An 18,202-nucleotide genomic window follows, 5' to 3' on the forward strand; every position below is an offset into this window, starting at 1 on the left:
TTCTAATAGAGATATTTTGTAATTTTAATTACATTTTAATAAATTATAGATAAATACCATTACTAAGGAATTCAATGAAAACTAAGATTATTGTTTTATGTGCTTCATTACTTTTAAGTGCTTGCTTAGATAACAAAAAGACACAACCAAAACAACTTCCACCTCAACCAGTAAATGTTATAACAATGCAAAGTCAAGATTTACCTTTAGAATTTTCTTATCCTGCAAGATTAAATACAGACTTAGATGTTATTATAAAACCAAAAGTCAGTGGTGAAATCAAGAAAAAGTATTTTAAAAGCGGTCAAGCTGTAAAAAAAGGTGATAAATTATTTTTGATTGAGCCTGACAAATATCAAGCCAATGCAAATATTGCATATGCAGATACATTAGTTGCAAAAGCAAATTTTGAAGATGCACAAAAAAATTTTGAAAGAGATAGTATATTAATAGAAAAAAACGCTATTTCTCAAAAAGAATTTGATGCAAGTTTAGCTAAATTTAATTCTGCTAAGGCGACTTTAGAAAGCGCTAGAGCAAGACTTTCTAATGCAAAATTGGACTTAAAATACACTATAGTTAGCGCGCCATTTGATGGAATCTTAGGTGATAGTCTTATGGATATAGGTGATTATGTCAATGCTTCAAACACAGAGCTTGTGCGTATTACAAATATCAATCCTATTTATGCAGACTTTTATATCTCAGATGTAGATAAAATTAATATGAATAAAAATATAAAAGATGGAAATTGGCAGTTAGAAAATGTTCAAGTTAGAGCCTTAGTTGGAGGTGAACTTTATAATGGAAAATTATATTTTATAGATAATGTAATAGATACAAATAGCGGTGGAGTAAAAGCTAAGGCTATATTTGATAATAATGTTTCAAATTTAATGCCTGGATCATTTGCAAATGTAATTGTTGGAGGTTTTATTCAAAAAGATGGTTTTGAAATTCCACAAGTTGCACTTTTACAAGATGATAGCACTACTTTTGTATATACCTTAGTTGATGGAAAAGTAGTGAAAAATATTGTTAATGTGATTTATCAAACATCAGATAAAGCTATTATCAACACTGGTTTAAATAATGGAGATAAAGTGATTATCAATAATTTCAAAAAAATTAGACCTGGTGCTAGCGTAAGCGTAATGGAGAATAAATAATGTTTTCTAAATTTTTTATAGAAAGACCAGTGTTTGCTAGTGTTGTTGCTATTATAATTTCACTAGCTGGAATCATCGGACTTTATTCTTTACCCGTAGAGCAATATCCTTCCTTAACCCCTCCGGTAGTTAAAGTCAATGCTACCTATTCAGGTGCTGACGCACAAACAGTTGCACAAACAGTTGCTATTCCACTTGAAGATGCAATTAATGGTGTTGAAAATATGATTTATATGGATTCAACTTCAAGCTCTTCAGGTGATATGAGTTTAAGTGTATATTTTAATATAGGAACTGATCCTGATCAAGCAACAGTAGATGTAAATAATAGAATTTCAGCTGCTATGGCAAAGCTTCCTGAAGATGTTAAAAAAACTGGAGTTAGTGTTAGAAAGACAGGTTCTAGTATTTTAGAAGTTGCGACCTTGTATTCCCCTGATGGTTCTATGGATGCAATAGAAGTTTATAATTATGCTGCTTTAAATATTTTAGATGATCTTGCTAGAGTTCCTGGTGTTGGCAATGCAGTTGCAATTGGATCTAGAAATTATTCTATGAGAATTTGGTTAAATCCTGATTTGCTTAATAAATATCAAATCACTGCTACAGATGTAATTACTGCTGTAAGAGAGCAAAATGCTCAATATGCCACAGGTAAAATTGGACAAGAACCAGTAGTGGAACGATCTCCTTATGTGTATTCAGTTACTATGCAAGGAAGATTAAAAAATCCTAAAGAATTTGAAAATATTATTTTAAGAACTAATAGCGATGGTTCATTTTTAAGATTAAAAGAAGTGGCTGAAGTTGGAATTGGCTCAAAAGAATATACTTTCAATGGCAGGTTAAATGGTAGTAGTGCTACTCCTATATTAATTTTTTTGCAAACAGGTGCTAATGCAGTTAATACAGCAGAATTAATTCAAGCTAAATTTCAAGAACTCTCTAAAAGTTTTCCCGAAGGCTTAGCCTATAAAGTACCATATGATACGACTTTATTTATTAAAGCATCTATTGAAGAAGTGATAAAAACATTTTTTGAAGCACTACTTCTTGTTGTTATCGTAATGTATTTATTCTTAAAGAATTTTCGCTCAACTATCATTCCAATGATTGCCGTTCCTGTATCTATTCTAGGAACTTTTGCAGGACTTTATATCTTAGGTTTTAGTATAAATCTACTTACTTTATTTGCATTAGTTTTAGCTATTGGTATAGTTGTTGATGATGCTATAATCGTTGTAGAAAATATAGATAGAATTATACATGAAGATCCCAATATAAGTATAAAAGATGCTGCTATTAAAGCTATGGATGAAGTTGCTGCACCTGTAGTTTCTATTGTACTTGTACTTTGTGCTGTGTTTATACCTGTATCTTTTATATCAGGCTTTGTGGGGGAAATTCAAAGACAATTTGCTATAACCTTAGCAATATCTGTTACCATATCAGGCTTTGTCGCACTTACCCTAACTCCATCTTTGTGTGCCATATTTTTAAAAAGAAATGAAAGCAAACCTTTTTATTTTGTAAAAAAATTTAATGATCTATTTGATTGGTCTATCAATATTTTTGGTGCAGGTGTAGCATATATGCTAAAAAGAGTTGTAAGATTTGTACTTATATTTTTTATATTTTTAATAGGTTTATTTGGGCTTTTTCAAATAGTTCCACATTCTTTAGTTCCAAATGAAGATCAAGGTAACTTTTTATCTGTTGTAAATTTACCAGCTGCTTCTTCTTTAAATAGAACAACCCAAGCAATGGATGCTATGGCTGATGAATTAAGAAAAAATGAGAATATAACCAATATAGTAGGACTTATAGGATATGATCTTTTTACAGGTTCTTTAAAAGAAAATGCAGGAGCAATGTTTATCAATTTAAAAGATTGGAATGATAGAGATACAAGTAGCTTTGATATAACAAGTATGTATAATAAACAATATTTTTTAAATCCTAATTTCCAATCATTTTTTATAAACCCACCACCAATACAAGGTTTAAGTTTAACCGGTGGATTTGAAATGTATGCGCAAAATCGTAGCGGAAAAGGCTATGATGAAATTCAAATTGATGTAAATAAAATGGTTGAAGCAGCAAACAAACGACCAGAACTTAGCAATGTAAGAACAACATTAAATACAAATTTTCCTCAATTAAGATTAGAAATTGATCGTGATAAGGTTAAACTTTATGGCTTAAATTTAAGCGATATATTTAGCACTCTAAATGCAACCATAGGAACTTATTATGTAAACGATTTTTCTATGCTAGGAAAAAATTATCGTGTTAATATTAGTGCTATTGGTGATTTTAGAAATACACAAAATGCTTTAAAAAATATTTTCGTTCGTGCAAATAATGGATCAATGGTAGCACTTGATAGCGTTTTAACACTATCAAGAAGTATTGGACCTGATGATGTTAAACGATTTAACATGTTTCCTTCGGCTTTAGTACAAGGTGATCCTGCTCCTGGATATACTTCAGGACAGGCTATAGATGCTATTGCTGAAGTTGCAAAAGAAACATTAGGAGAAGAGTACTCAATAGCATGGTCAGGTTCAGCTTATCAAGAGGTCACAAGCAGTGGGGCTGGTTCAATCGCATTTGTATTAGGACTTTTATTTGTATTTTTAATTTTGGCAGCACAATACGAAAGATGGTTAATGCCTTTAGCGGTTATTACTGCTGTTCCTTTTGCAGTATTTGGTTCATTACTTTTTGTGTGGCTTAGAGGTTTAGAAAACGACATATATTTTCAAACAGGTCTTTTGCTTCTTATAGGACTTTCTGCCAAAAATGCAATTTTAATCGTAGAATTTGCCATGGAAGAACACTTAAAAAAAGGTAAGAGTATTTTTGAAGCTTCTATTAGTGCAGCAAAATTAAGATTTAGGCCTATTGTTATGACCTCACTAGCATTTATTTGTGGAATTTTGCCTTTATTTTTTGCTTACGGAGCAGGTAGTGCAAGCCGACATGCCATAGGGACAGGTGTTATAGGTGGTATGATAGTTGCTTCTACTATTGCAATATTTTTTGTGCCTTTATTCTTTTATATTTTAGAAAGCTTCAATAAATGGCTAGATATGAAAAGAGGTAAAACACATGCGTAAAATCTTGATTATCGCAAGCTGTTTTTTTATAGCAGCTTGTAGTTTAAAACCAAATTTAAAAATATCTGATGTAAATTACACAAAAAGTTTAGATGAAAATATTAGCATTAATAAACAATGGTGGAAAATGTTTAATGACGATAATTTAAATTATCTAGTTGAACAAGCCTTAAAAAACAACAATGATTTACAAATAGCCTATATAAATTTACAAAAAGCTTACGAAGCTCTAGGCATATCAAGAAGCGATCTTTTACCAAAACTTGATGGTAGTGCTAGTGGAGCAAGATCTAAAACAAGCATTAACGCTCCAAGCAATAAAAGTAAGGACTTTGCTTTTGGAAATGATTTTAAGTTAGGCTTAAATTTAAGCTATGAGATTGATCTTTGGGGAAAATACAGAGATAACTATGGTGCTTCAAAATCAAAACTTCAAGCAAGCGAATTTGATTATGAGAGTGCTAGATTAAGTCTTATTTCTAATGTTACAAAGACTTATTTTAACATAGCAAGCTTGAGCGAGCAGGTTAAAATTTTAGAAGAGAGTGTTCAAAGTTATCAAAAGACTTATAATTTAAAATTAGAACATTTCAAAATAGGTGCTATAGGTGAATATGAGTTAAGCAAATTCAAAGCAGAGCTTGATAATTCTAAAATTTTACTTACAAATGCTAAAATTAAAAAAGAATCTAACACTAAAGCTCTAAAAATACTTACCTCTAACACTATTGATGATATACTTTATAATAGTGTAAATTATACAAAAATTGGACAATACGATGTTAATATACCTCAAGGTATAGGAAGTGAAATTTTACTTCAAAGACCTGATATACAAAGTGCTCTAAAAACACTTGAAGAAAAAAATTATCTTGTAGGAGTTGCTAGAAGCGCATTTTTACCAAATCTTTCTTTGACTGGACTTTTAGGATATGAAAGTAAAGATTTAGATTTGTTGGTTAAAAATGGTAGTGGAACTTGGGGTGTAGCTGGAAATTTTATGATGCCTATTTTTCACTGGGGTGAAATTTACAATAGCGTAAATATTGCAAAGCTTAGCAAAGACGAAGCTTTTTTACAATATGAAAATACACTAAAAAAAGCTTTTGGAGAAATTCAACTTGCATTATTTAATCGCAGAAACTACTATGAAAACGAAAAAAATTATGAGAATTTATTCTTAGCTCAGAGTAAAATTTATGAAATATCCAATGTAAGATACGAAAATGGAGTTATAAATTTAGCCGATTATTTACAAGATCAAAGAAACTACCTTAACGCAAAACTTGCTTATATTAATTCTTCTTATGAGTTAGCAAATTCTATTGTAGATGTTATAAAAGCTTTTGGTGGTGGATTTAATGCGAAGGAAAATTCAAAAGATAATATCAAAGATATGGAAGAAAATTTAAAATCTAATTTCTACAACAACTAAGCTTGACTTAGTTGTTTAATGCATTTGAATTTTAACTCTTTGTTGTGCATTGTTATTATTTTTATTTTTTGGATTATTATGCTCAAAACGATAACGCACATCACCTGATACATTTACATCCTGAAAAATTTCATCTAAAGCAGCGCCATTTAAAATACCAACTAATGCAAATATCAAAACAAAAAAGCTAATCAGTAATTTTTCCATATTTAAGCCTTTAAAAATATGATACAATTATAATCCTTTTTAAATAACTGCAAATAATTTTAGGACAAATATGAATTTTTTACAAAAAATAGCGCTTTCTTATTCACACAAAGCCATGCAAAAATCTTTAGAAAATGGATTTAATGTACAACTTTTAAAAAACGGGCAAGAGAAAAAAAACAATCCGAAAAAATCTTACATGCTCTACGCACATATACCTTTTTGTCATACTTTTTGTCCGTATTGTAGTTTTCATAAATACTATTATGATGAAAACTTAGCAAAACAATATTTTGAAAGTTTAAGAGAAGAAATTAAGCAAATAAAACTCAAAGGCTTTGACTTTACCTCTATGTATGTTGGTGGAGGGACTACTTTGATCAACGAAGAAGAACTAGCAAAAACCTTAGAGCTTTGCAAAAAACTTTTCAATATTAAAGAAATTTCTTGCGAAACTGATCCCAATCACATAGAACCTGAAAAATTAAAAATGTTTAAAGGTTTAATTGATCGTTTAAGTTGTGGTGTACAAAGCTTTAATGATGATATTTTAAAAAAAGTAGCGAGATATAATAAATTTGGCTCAAGCAAAGAACTTCAAGAAAAACTTTCAAAAGCTATAGGAATACTTCCTGTTATGAGTCTTGATTTAATTTTTAATTTTCCAAGTCAAACTCAAGAACAATTATTAAAAGATCTAGAAATTGCTAAAAATTTAAAACCTCAGCAAATTACCACTTATCCTCTCATGAAATCAAATCTTACCAAAGACAATATTGCTAAGACTTTGGGTGTAAGTTTTCAGGATAATGAATTTAAATTTTATAACATAATAGTAGATTATTTTAAAGATTATGAAAGAAATAACGCTTGGTCTTTTTCTCTAGAAAAAAGTAGTTTTAACGATGAATACGTAAGCTCTCATCATGAATATTTAGGTGTTGGAAGCGGGGCTTTTAGCTTTTTAGATGGAGAACTTTTAATCAATGCTTTTAATTTAAATGATTATTCTAAATTGATAAAAGAAAAACAAAATGCCAACATTGCCAAGGCAAATTTTAGCAAAAAAGAAATCATAAAATATATCTTTTTAACAGAAATGTTTGCTGGAAAAATAGAAATTGATCAACTAAATAAAACTTTAGATTGCAATATCAAAAAAGATCTTTTCGTAGAACTTTTAGGGCTTAAAGTAAGCAAAGCCTTAATACAAAATCAAAATACTCTACAGGTAAGTGAATTTGGACGCTATTTATTTATGGTTTTGATGAAAGATTTTTACACTGGTATGGATTTAGTGCGTGCTGTATTTAGAGATGATAAACGCATCAAGAACAAAGAACATATTAATATCATGCATGAAAATGTTGATCCCCTTAGTCCTGACAGTATGAATTTTTAAGCTTCTTGATATATAATTATCATGAAAAATACACAAGGGGTACATTTATGATTGATAATTCTTTAGAAGCTTACACTCAAAAATACGATCAAGAAAATTATGGTTTACAATATCCTGATGGTCACGTAATAAGATTTTATGAAAGAATATTAAAATACAAACTCCAAAAAACTAGTGGTAATTTACTAGATTTTGGTTGTGGCAATGGAATTCATTCTAAATATTTTCAAACAAAAGGCTTTAAAACTTTTGGTGTTGATATAGTAGAAAGCTTAAACACCACATGGAAAAATGATGCAAATATCAATGAAAATAATTTCCATGTCATTAAACCTAACGCTAGTATAAAAAAACTATTTAATGAAAAAATGGACTTAATTTTTGCAAATCAAAGTTTATATTATCTACCTTTAGAAGATTTTAAAAATACTATACAAGAATTTTATGACATATGCAACGATGGGGCAATCATTTTTGCTACCATGATGAGCAATAAAGGCTATAGTGCCTTTGAAAGAAGCGAAGCTTTAGAAAATGGCTTGTGTGAAGTTAAACACACAGGAAGACTAAATAGCTCAACTTACATGAGATTTATTAAAAATATACAAGACTTAAAAGATAATTTTAAGCCTTTTAAACCTTTATTTTGGGGAGATTATGAACTAATGAATTTACACAACTTTGAAGGAAGTGTAGAACACTACATTTACATAGGACAAAAATAATCATTTTAAAGCAAAATATTTTGCTTTAAAATGGTCTTACCACCATCATTATAACGATTATGATAAATAAAATAGTTGGTATTTCGTTATAAAATCTAAAGAATTTTCCGCTTTTTTTACAAATATCATTTTGAAGTTGCCTTAAATAATAGTAATTTTGAAAATGATAAATAATCAAAAGCAATGCACAGGTTAATTTTGCGTGCATATATCCACCAACCATTAGAACATCTTTATTAGCTATCATCATTAAACTACCAGTTATCGCAGTAGCTATCATCGCTGGAGTTTGTATATAAAAATATAACTTTCTTTCTTGAATTTTTATCACATCTACAAAATTTTTATTATGATTATTTTCAGCATGATAAACAAAAAGTCTTGGTAAATAAAACATTCCAGCCATCCAAGAAACAAAAGCTAAATAATGGATTACTTTAATCCACAAATACCACTCATTTAAAAAATCTAACATTTTTTTCCTTTATTAAAAATTTCTTTTATTAAAATCAAAGCTACGCTGATATTTATCATTACATCAGCAAAATTAAAAACAGCAAATTCAAACCATTTATGCCAAAAAACAAAATCAACCACTCCAATATGCATAAATCTATCAAGCAAATTAGAACATCCTGCACTTAGCATCATAGCAAAAGCTATTATATGGGTTTTTAAAAATTCTTTCTGATAAAACAAATAAAAAAATAAAATAATAATAAAAATAAGTTGTATATACTTTAAATACTCACCTAAAAAGGCAAACATAGAAAAAGCAACACCTGTATTATAAGTTAAAATCAAATCAAAAAATTCACCCTTATATACAAATCCTTGTAAAAATATATATTTACTTAATTGATCCAAAACAAAAACTAAGATAAAAATTAAACAGAATTTTAAATATGAAAATTTAAGCATTAAGTGCTTTCATAAAAAATTTTTCTACTTCTTTCATTTGTTTTTCTAAAAGTTTGACATCTTTTCCTTCTAATAGTAAGCGAATTAAATTTTCAGTTCCTGAATATCGAAACAAGCTTGAAATTCCTTGTTTTTCTAAATTTTGTTTCAAAACTTGCAAGCCTTCTATTTGAGATAAATCTTTTTTTTGCGAAATTTTAAGATTGTGTAAAAGTTGTGGATAAGGCTTTACCTGATTTAAAATTTCACTTGCATTTTTTTCTTCGCTAAGCATTAAAGCACTAAATTGTAAAGCTGCTACTAATCCATCACCTGTTTTAGCATAGTCGCTAAAAATAATATGTCCACTTTGCTCGCCACCAAAATTTCCTTCACATTCTTTTAGTTTTTCTAATACATATTTATCACCAACATTACAAGTTTCGTGTTTAATCTTATGCTTATTTAAAAATTCTTTTAAAGCACCATTACTCATAATAGTACTAATAACACTAGATCTTAACTTACCTTGTTTTTTCAAGAATAAAGCTAACACTCCAAGTAAACTATCTCCATGAGCTACACTGCCTTTTTCATCAACCACAACCAAACGATCAGCATCTCCATCAAAAGCAAAACCTACATCGGCTCTAAATTTTTTCACTTCCAAGGCTAAATTTAAAGGATGTAAAGCTCCACAATTTTCATTAATATTTAAACCATTAGGACTATCATTAATCACAATAACATCAGCACCTAGCTCCTTAAATACAGTTGGTGCTACTTTATAAGCTGCTCCATGAGCCACATCAAGTACTATGCGTAAGGATTTAAGAGTTAAATTTTTAGGGAAAGAATTTTTAATAGAAACAATATATCTACCAATAACATCATCAATTCTTTTTGCTTGACCAATTTGAGATTTAGTTATTTTTGCTTCTTCTATTAATTTGTCATTAAAATAAATTTCTTCTATTTGCGCTTCTGCTTGCTCATCAAGTTTATTACCATGTGCATCAAAAAATTTAATACCATTATCATAGTAAGGATTATGCGAAGCAGAAATCATAATACCAGCATCACATCGCATATCTTCAGTCAAAAAAGCAATTGCGGGAGTTGGCATAGGTCCTATTTCTATCACATTATAACCTATAGAGGTTAGTCCTGAAACGATAGCATTTTCTATCATATATCCACTTCTTCTAGTATCTTTACCTACTAAAATATTATTAGTAATTGCTTTATCTTTAAAATAAATTCCAGCAGCCATAGCCAAACGCATTGCTAAAAACGAATCTAAAAGTTCCCCTGCTTTACCACGAACTCCATCTGTTCCAAAAAGTTTCATACTTCTCCCTTTGATTTTAAATGTTAATTATAAGAAAATAAAGTTAAGCAATGTCTAAAGCAAGTGAAATATTGTCATTAGTTTGCAAAATCAATATATAATCTTAAAATTAAAAAATTTAAAGGTTATCAATGAAAAAAATCATCTTAGGTATTATTGTAGTTTTTGCATTTGTTGCTTTTTTTGCTTCAAGTTTTTATATGAATTCTTTAAATGAAAAAGTATTTTCATATCTTAATGCAGATACATCTTATTACAAAGTAGAAGATATCAACTATACTAAAGGATTATTAAATTCAAAAGGTGAATTTAAAGTAACTCTTAATAATATTCCTTATAGTTTTAAAGTTCATATTGATTTTTCTAATATTATATTAACAAGCAACAATATAAAAATTTCCATTCTTAATGAAAATGAAGATTTATCAAATATATTTTCTAACGAAGAAATTTTAAAAATATTAATTAATACAAAACTAAACAAGAAAATTATCGTAAATGCTAAATTAAACGATCTTAATACCACATACGATGATACAGATATAGTTATAAAAAATTTGAATTTTATCATCAATGGTAGTGATATTTTTATAGACAATATGCAATTAAATGCTGATTATATCCTCTTTGGGCAACCATCTCAAGAAGATGGTATGGTTGAATTAAAAAATATAAAAATTTCTGAAATTCCTACAAGTCAATTAAAATTTGAAGATATTTTAAATCCTTCACGTAATAGCGAACAAAATACAACTATAGAAAGTATAAATTTTTTAAATGAAATAATTTTAAAAAATTTAAATATCTATACAAAAACAACCACCAACCCACAAAACAATTATGACAATATCTTAGAAGTAAATCTCGCAAATTTACAGCTTTTACCAAATAATTTTATCTTAGATGATATAGCCTTAGCTATGGATTTTAAAAATATTTCCAAAGAAGTTTATGACAAAATATTACAAAGTTCTAATACTAATTTATTTTCTTTAATACTCTTAGCTAACAATTTTTTACAAACTGATCCTCAAATTTTCTTAAATAATTTTTCATTTTCAAAAGAAAATAAAAAATTTGTTTCAAATGGTCAAACCATAGTCAAAGATAATTCAATAAAAAGTCAAGTTCATATCCAATCTCAACTACTTCCAAGTCAAATCATAGGTGATTTAGAAAATTTTAACGAATTTTTTGTTGATCAAAATGGATCTTATGTATTTGATTTGATTTATGATGATTCAAACAAAACCGATATCAAGACAATTATAAATGGCGAACAAACAGATTTCATGTCTGTTAATTAATGAATAATTTAAGTCTCAAATTTCGTCCTAAAACTCTAAACGAAGTTTTAGGACAAGAAAATTTAGTAGAAATTTTTAAAAAATTTATATCTCTTTCAAAACTGCCACATAGTATATTTTTTGGACCCGCAGGATGTGGAAAAACCTCTTTTGCTAGAGCAGTAGCTTTTGATTTTAAACTTGATTTTTATGAATTTGATGGTGGAAATTTTAGGCTTGATGAGCTAAGAAAAGTATTAAACAAATATGAAAATTCACTTTATAAACCTTTAATTTTTATAGATGAAGTTCATAGACTTTCAAAAACTCAACAAGAGATGCTTTTAGTGCCTTTAGAAAATCAAAATTGTATTTTTATAGGTGCAAGCACCGAAAATCCTTATTTTGCATTAACTTCAGGTATTAGAAGCAGAAGTATGCTTTTTGAATTTCAAGGATTAAATTATCAAGATTTAGAAAAATTAGCCCTAAGAGTACAAAAAGAATTAAACTGTACAATCGATGATGATGCTAAAGATTTTTTAATTAATTCAAGCGCAAATGATGCAAGAAGTTTTTTAAATTTATGTGAATTTGCATTAGCCCTTAATCCTTTAAACATACAACTTCAAACTTTAAAAAAGTTAAGAGCTAATGTTTTAAACGATAGTATTTCTAGTAAAGATGTGCACTACAAACTCGCAAGTTCCTTGATTAAAAGCTTAAGAGGAAGTGATGTAGATGCTAGTTTATATTATCTTGCTAGATTAATCGATGGAGGAGAAAGTGCTGATTTCATAGCTAGAAGATTAGTTATATTTGCTAGCGAAGATATCTCTAATGCCAACCCTCAAGCTTTAAATTTAGCTACAAGCACACTTATAGCAGTTAAAAACATAGGTTATCCTGAAGCTAGAATCATCTTAGCACAATGTGTGGTATTTTTAGCAAGCTCTCCTAAATCAAATTCAAGTTATTTGGCTATAAACGATGCTTTAACCTATGTCAAAAATAACCCTGCCTTAAAAACACTTCCTCATCTTGATAATAATCACCCTAAAAGAAACACTTACCTGTATCCTCATGATTTTGGAGGTTGGGTAAAACAAAGATATTTAGAAAAAGATTTAAAATTTTACCATAGCAAGAACATAGGATTTGAACAACAACTAAATTTATGGCTAACACAAATGAAAAAGCATCAAACATAATTACTTTAAGCACATTATAAAAAAATTTTTATATAATTTTCACCTTATGGTTCCGTAGCTCAGCTGGTAGAGCACCACCTTGACATGGTGGTGGTCGTTGGTTCAAGTCCAATCGGAGCCACCATTTTGTAGTTTTCTAACTTAAATTACTATAATTTTAAGAGTATTTAAAATCTAATCAATCTTTATAAAATTAAAGAAAATAAATAAGCATAGACTTGCTGATTTTATAAACCTATCATCACTGAAGTTGATTTTATGATTCCACAAACCTCATCACCAACTTTAAAATCAACATCTTGAGCAGAATTTAATGTGATTAATGATGTTAAAATTTGATTTTCTCCTAAATCTAAACTAACTTCAGCACTAACTACACCTTTATTTATATTTGTAATTTTACCTTTTAAGATATTTCTTGCACTAATTTTAAGATCTTTTTCATTACTTATCATAACTGATGTTGATTTAATGATAGCTTTTACTTCTTTACCAACTTTAAGATCTAAATTCTCTATAGAATTTTTAGTTATGATTGAAACAATTTTTATCCCATTTTTTAACTCTAATACCACCTCTGCATTTACTGCACCTGCAACTAATTCTACTACTTTTCCTGAAAAAACATTTCTTGCACTAATTTGCATTTTTACTCCTTAATTATGAAATTATTATAATTTAAAATTCACTCACCTGTAAAAACTCTTTATAATATTTATCATGATTTAATAACTATATTCTTGCTATCTTAACAATATTTTCTTAATCAGGTATTACATATCTTTATATATTTTTTCATCAGATAAAAGAAATCTCGGTAATAAAAAGCATTGAGCAAACTACGATAAATTCAAACTTTAGTGGTATAAATTAACAAAATTATTTTTGCTATATTTATTTAATTAAAAAATTTAAAATTGATTAAATATAAAAAGAACAAAATCTAATAGCTTTTTGATGTTATAAGATAGACTTATAATATCTTAGAATATATTTTTATTCAATTTTATTAAAAAGCATCTTTGATATAATTATACTAAGGAAATAAAAATTTATAAATATTTACGCATCAAAAATCTCTTTCATAGATCGCAAATAGGAGTATATATGCAAAATGAATTATTGCAAAATTTAGAGAATCATTTTGAAACGCTAAATCACATTAGAAATTTAGCACAAAATTATGATGAAAGATTATTAGATTATCTTTTAGAGCAAAGCATATATAAAGATGAATTAAAAGTAGATTTTTTATCACACAAAAGAATGCTTTAATTTTTAAACTCAATGACTTTTTAACTTTTTTAGATCTTAGAAATTTAAGCGGTAGTTTCACAAGTTATGCAAATAAAATAGGGCTTAGCTTTAAAACAAAAGGCTTTTTATGATAACAAAGGATAACTTTAAAGAAGTATTGGCAATATTAGGTTTTAAACAAGAGGATAATAAATATTCTAAAACTATAAATAGCTACACAATGCAAGTAGATTTTAATAAAGAAAAGCTCATATATCCGCAAGAGCTCACTACTGAAAGTGATACAACAAGCAATTTTTCACAAAATGAAAATTTTGTTGTTTTTGAATGTGTGCATAAACTCTTAGAAATAGGCTACAAAGCTCAAGACTTAGTATTAGAAAAAACTTGGAAGCTAGGGCATAGTGCTAAAAGCGGTAGAGCAGATATTACAATATATAAAAGCGATGAAAATAATAAAGAAAGTTATGTTTATTGCATTATAGAATGTAAAACTATGGGAAAAGAATTTGATAATGCTAAAAAAGATTTATTTAATAATAGCGATGGCAACCAACTTTTTAGCTATGCCGCATAAGCTAGAAGCGTAGAATGGCTATGCCTATATGCCAGTGATTATAAAAATTCAGAAATAATAACAAAAGAAGAGATTATTAAATTTAAAGATGATGCAAATATTTTAAATCTAAGTTTAAATGATAATTCAATACAGACATTTCAAAAAGCATCAGGTGTAAGCGATTTTTTCATGGTTTGAGAAGAAACCTATAACAAAAAGTCCTATGAAAATCTCATTTTTAAATCACAAGCTTATGATATAGGTATATTACCCCTTTATAAAAAAGACTTAAAAGAATTTGAAAAAAGCGATGGTTTAAATGTAAAATTCAAAGAGATTCTAAGACATAACAACATAAGCGACCCGCAAAATGCCTTTAATTCACTCTTAGCCCTTTTTCTTTGTAAATGTGTAGATGAAGCAAGCAAACAAGATGATGAAGAATTAGACTTTTATTACAACCCTTTTAAAGATGATTATTTTAGCCTATATAAAAGACTTTTAAATCTTTTTATTAAAGGCATGAAAGATTTTTTAAAAGAAGAAGTTTATCACACAGAAGAAAACTTTGTTGCTAATACCTTGCAAACCTACACAGGTGCAAATCGTAAAAAACTACAAGAGATATTAGAAACAGAATTACAAAAAGCAAGAATCTACTCTGCACAATTTTTTAATTTCAAGCAAAGCTACAATAAAAAGCTTTTTGAGAAAAATGGCAAAGTTTTAGCAGAGGTTATACAGCTTTTTGAGAAATACCGCTTTTCCTATTCTAGCAAGTATCAATTTTTAGGAGATCTTTTTGAGCAATTTTTAAACGAAGGCTTCAAAGAAGATGAGGGTAGATATTTCACCCCAATGCCAATTACTCGCTTTATGTGGAATGCCCTACCTTTTGAAGATTTTATTAATCTCAAAGATAAAAAGTTTCCAAAAATTATAGACTTTGCTTGTGGTGCAGGGCATTTTTTGACAGAGGGCGTAAATGCGTTTAGTGATTATTGCAAAGATAAACTCAGCATAGATGATAATGCCTTATCAGAAAATTTCTATGGCATAGATAAAGATGATCGCCTAGCAAGGACAACCCAAGTTGCAATGCTTTTAAATGGTGCGAATAAAGCAAAAATCCGCTTTATTGATGGCTTAGAATATGATCAAGAATTTTATGGAGCTAAGCAACAAATTTTTGATATATTAGTAGCAAATCCACCCTATTCAGTCAAAGACTTCAAACAGCATTTAAGCCAAAATGTCCTAAAAGGCAAAGAGGGCAATAAGCCTTATGAAGTATTAGAATTTACAAGCTTAAATAGTGCAATGATAGAAAATGTTTTTGTAGAAAGGCTAACTCATATCTTAAAACCAAAAGGCTTAGCAGCAATCATTCTTCCTAGCTCAATCCTTTCAAATACAGATCAAGCTACAATCAAAGCAAGAGAAATCATCTTATCAAATTTTAACATTCATGCCATTTGCTCCTTTGGTAGCCAAACCTTTGGCACAACAGGCACAAATACAATCATTTTATTTTTAAGTCGCTTTGATGAACCGCCAAAGAAGACAGAGCTTTTACAAGATAGCATTAATGCAATTTTTGCTCATACAATGCAAGAAAATTTTACAGATAATGAAATATTAGAATCTTATCTAGCGATGCAAGAATTTGAAAAGCAAGATTATATAGGCTTGTTAAAACAAAAAGCTTTGCCAAACTATCCCCTTTTTGAAGAATACAAAAATGCTTTTGAGAATCTAAACGATATTAAAAAATACAAAGATTCAAAAAATTTTAAAGCCCTAGATAAGCAAGAGCAAGATAAGGAAATGCAAAATAGGCTATTTAGCTATATCCTAGAGAGAGAAAAAGTGAAGCTAACTTTTTTTGCACTCACCTACAAGCAAAAAACACTCATTATAAAAGCCCCAGATGATACAGATGAACAAAAGAAATTCTTGGGCTATGTGATAAGCAAATCTAAAAATAGCAAAAGTGGCTTGAGTGAAACAGAGGGGCTTTTAAGCGATAAGCAAAACCGCAACGCACAAGATAAGATCGCCTATGCAATTAAACAAAGTTTCAAGGGTAACTTTCATAATCATGAAAGCTTTAATCAATACATAAGCTATGTTATAACTTGCAATCTTTTAAACTTTAAAACCATAGAATTTAACAAAACAATAACACTCAATACAACACAAGATAGCACAAGCCTTAATCCCTTTATAGATTCTAAATATGAGCTTGTAAAGTTGGGGGAAGTGTGTAGTATCAATAAGTTCCAACATCAAGTAAGTGCGGAAAAATTAAAAAGCATGAAAGTTAATAATGGGAACATAAAGCTTTTACCTAGTTCAAAAAATTACGATTGGTGGACAGATGAAAATATAGCTAAAGGCTATATTAATGAGGGCGAAGTAATAGCATTGGGTGTCGCAAGATACGCAAATATTAAGAAATTTAAAGGCAAATTTGTATCAGCCAACAATAAACTTATTAGCATTAAAAATGAAAAAATATTGTTTGACTATACCTACTATATACTTGAAGCATATGGACAAAAACTATATAAAAGCGGTTCTCAATATCCACAATTTGATACAAATAAATTTGAATGTTTTAAAATCCCCCTACCGCCACTTGAGATTCAAAAACAAATTGTAAAAGAATGCGAGGAAGTAGAAAGCTATACTAAAAATATAAACGATTTGATACAAGCATATGAAAATCTTATAAAAGCAGTTTTATTTAAAGCAGATATAATTACAGAAGCTCACAATAATGATACGCAAAGCCTATTCCAAATAATTAACAATCAAGAATTAAGCCTAGATTCTAAGATAACAATGCAATCTCACCATATAAATATAAGTAAAAATAAAGATTCTAAAACACAGCCAAGCACAACACATTCTAAGCATTTATATAGCACACAAGATATTGCATTAGCTATTAATGCACCAGATTCTAATAATACCTTTGATATAGAACAACTAGAAAGCCTTTTAGATTCTATCCCCACTCCACCAAAAGAAACATGGGAAAAACATCGCTTAAGTGATAACAAAAAATTTGCAATACAAATAGGCAAACGAGTCCTTAAAGATGAAGTAAAAGAAAGCGGAAAAATTCCTGTATATAGTGCAAATGTTAAAGAGATTTTTGGATATATTAATAAAGAAATTTTAAACGATTATAATAAAGATAGTATTTTATGGGGGATTGATGGGGATTGGGTGGTAAGTTTTATTCCAAAAAATACGCCATTCTATCCGACTGACCATTGTGGATTTTTAAGGGTAAAAAGTAATGAGATAAATACAAAATTGTTTAGCTTTGCTTTAGAGCAATCAGGACATAATAAAGGTTTTTGTAGGGAATTAAGAGCATCAATAGATAGGATAAAATCCTTACAAATCACACTACCTCCACTACAAGAACAAGAAAAGCTTATAGCAATAATTGATTACATAGAAAACAGAAAGCAAATTTTAAAAAATAAGCTTGACAATATGCATAATAACACTCAAGAAATTTTGCAAAAATACCTCTATCAAAGCTAAATATCTTTAAAGAA

Annotated in this window: 14 protein-coding genes, 1 tRNA gene and 1 pseudogene; 11 read left to right on the plus strand and 5 right to left on the minus strand. The window is 28.7% G+C overall.

Annotated features, from left to right (window positions below; genetic code table 11):
• Positions 1-74: 74 nt before the first annotated feature.
• Genes CINS_RS07430 through CINS_RS07440 form a run of 3 tightly spaced genes read left to right on the plus strand, consistent with a single transcriptional unit; the run spans position 75 to position 5,726 of the window.
• A complete protein-coding gene (locus tag CINS_RS07430; RefSeq protein WP_039651205.1) occupies positions 75-1,169 on the plus strand; it encodes an efflux RND transporter periplasmic adaptor subunit in 1,095 nt (364 codons plus the stop codon).
• A complete protein-coding gene (locus tag CINS_RS07435; protein WP_039651207.1) occupies positions 1,169-4,291 on the plus strand; it encodes an efflux RND transporter permease subunit in 3,123 nt (1,040 codons plus the stop codon). The genes CINS_RS07430 and CINS_RS07435 overlap by 1 nt, the downstream gene beginning before the upstream one ends.
• The gene (locus CINS_RS07440; protein ID WP_039651208.1) at positions 4,284-5,726 is read left to right on the plus strand and encodes a TolC family protein; all 1,443 of its coding nucleotides are present in this window, start codon (positions 4,284-4,286) and stop codon (positions 5,724-5,726) included. The genes CINS_RS07435 and CINS_RS07440 overlap by 8 nt, the downstream gene beginning before the upstream one ends.
• 15 nt (positions 5,727-5,741) lie before the next feature.
• Here the strand turns inward: CINS_RS07440 and CINS_RS07445 are convergent, their stop codons facing one another.
• Positions 5,742-5,933, minus strand: a complete 192-nt coding sequence (locus tag CINS_RS07445; protein ID WP_126437501.1) for a mini-MOMP protein — start codon at positions 5,931-5,933, stop codon at positions 5,742-5,744.
• 70 nt (positions 5,934-6,003) lie between these two features.
• On the opposite strand from CINS_RS07445, the gene CINS_RS07450 reads away from it, so the two are divergent.
• On the plus strand, positions 6,004-7,335 hold the full coding sequence (locus CINS_RS07450; RefSeq protein WP_039651210.1) for a coproporphyrinogen III oxidase family protein: 1,332 nt from the start codon (positions 6,004-6,006) through the stop codon (positions 7,333-7,335).
• A 50-nt stretch (positions 7,336-7,385) separates the two neighbouring features.
• Positions 7,386-8,060 carry a class I SAM-dependent methyltransferase gene (locus CINS_RS07455; RefSeq protein WP_039651484.1) on the plus strand — a complete coding sequence of 225 codons (675 nt, stop codon included), beginning with the start codon at positions 7,386-7,388 and terminating at the stop codon, positions 8,058-8,060.
• 25 nt (positions 8,061-8,085) lie between these two features.
• Here the strand turns inward: CINS_RS07455 and hemJ are convergent, their stop codons facing one another.
• The 3 genes from hemJ to glmM are packed head-to-tail and all read right to left on the minus strand — an operon-like array spanning position 8,086 to position 10,311.
• Positions 8,086-8,535: a protoporphyrinogen oxidase HemJ gene (gene hemJ / locus CINS_RS07460; protein WP_039651211.1), complete on the minus strand. Its 450-nt coding sequence runs from the start codon at positions 8,533-8,535 to the stop codon at positions 8,086-8,088.
• Complete coding sequence (lspA, locus tag CINS_RS07465) at positions 8,529-8,981, minus strand: signal peptidase II (protein WP_039651212.1); 453 nt, start codon at positions 8,979-8,981, stop codon at positions 8,529-8,531. Before lspA ends, hemJ begins: the two co-directional genes overlap by 7 nt.
• Positions 8,974-10,311: a phosphoglucosamine mutase gene (glmM, locus tag CINS_RS07470; protein WP_039651213.1), complete on the minus strand. Its 1,338-nt coding sequence runs from the start codon at positions 10,309-10,311 to the stop codon at positions 8,974-8,976. Before glmM ends, lspA begins: the two co-directional genes overlap by 8 nt.
• A gap of 131 nt (positions 10,312-10,442) precedes the next feature.
• On the opposite strand from glmM, the gene CINS_RS07475 reads away from it, so the two are divergent.
• The 3 genes from CINS_RS07475 (at position 10,443) to CINS_RS07485 (ending at position 12,932) form a co-directional block, all read left to right on the plus strand.
• A complete protein-coding gene (locus CINS_RS07475; RefSeq protein ID WP_039651215.1) occupies positions 10,443-11,618 on the plus strand; it encodes a hypothetical protein in 1,176 nt (391 codons plus the stop codon).
• Complete coding sequence (locus CINS_RS07480) at positions 11,618-12,808, plus strand: replication-associated recombination protein A (protein ID WP_039651217.1); 1,191 nt, start codon at positions 11,618-11,620, stop codon at positions 12,806-12,808. The genes CINS_RS07475 and CINS_RS07480 overlap by 1 nt, the downstream gene beginning before the upstream one ends.
• Before the next feature lie 48 nt (positions 12,809-12,856).
• Positions 12,857-12,932 (plus strand) — tRNA-Val (locus CINS_RS07485).
• A 103-nt stretch (positions 12,933-13,035) separates the two neighbouring features.
• Here the strand turns inward: CINS_RS07485 and CINS_RS07490 are convergent.
• Entirely contained in the window at positions 13,036-13,455 is a 420-nt protein-coding gene (locus CINS_RS07490) for a TOBE domain-containing protein (protein ID WP_039651219.1), read from the minus strand.
• A 460-nt stretch (positions 13,456-13,915) separates the two neighbouring features.
• Between CINS_RS07490 and CINS_RS08025 the strand changes: the two are divergent.
• The 3 genes and pseudogenes from CINS_RS08025 to CINS_RS07495 form a co-directional block, all read left to right on the plus strand.
• Positions 13,916-14,193, plus strand: a pseudogene (locus CINS_RS08025) (site-specific DNA-methyltransferase); the annotation flags it as partial.
• Entirely contained in the window at positions 14,193-14,642 is a 450-nt protein-coding gene (locus tag CINS_RS07665; protein WP_052251998.1) for a type I restriction enzyme HsdR N-terminal domain-containing protein, read from the plus strand. The pseudogene CINS_RS08025 and the gene CINS_RS07665, both read left to right, overlap by 1 nt.
• A gap of 504 nt (positions 14,643-15,146) precedes the next feature.
• Positions 15,147-18,188, plus strand: coding sequence for a restriction endonuclease subunit S (locus CINS_RS07495; RefSeq protein WP_052251999.1), 3,042 nt, complete (start codon positions 15,147-15,149; stop codon positions 18,186-18,188).
• The last annotated feature ends 14 nt before the right edge of the window (positions 18,189-18,202 follow it).

The organism is Campylobacter insulaenigrae NCTC 12927, assembly GCF_000816185.1.
Classification (GTDB): Bacteria; Campylobacterota; Campylobacteria; order Campylobacterales; family Campylobacteraceae; genus Campylobacter_D; species Campylobacter_D insulaenigrae.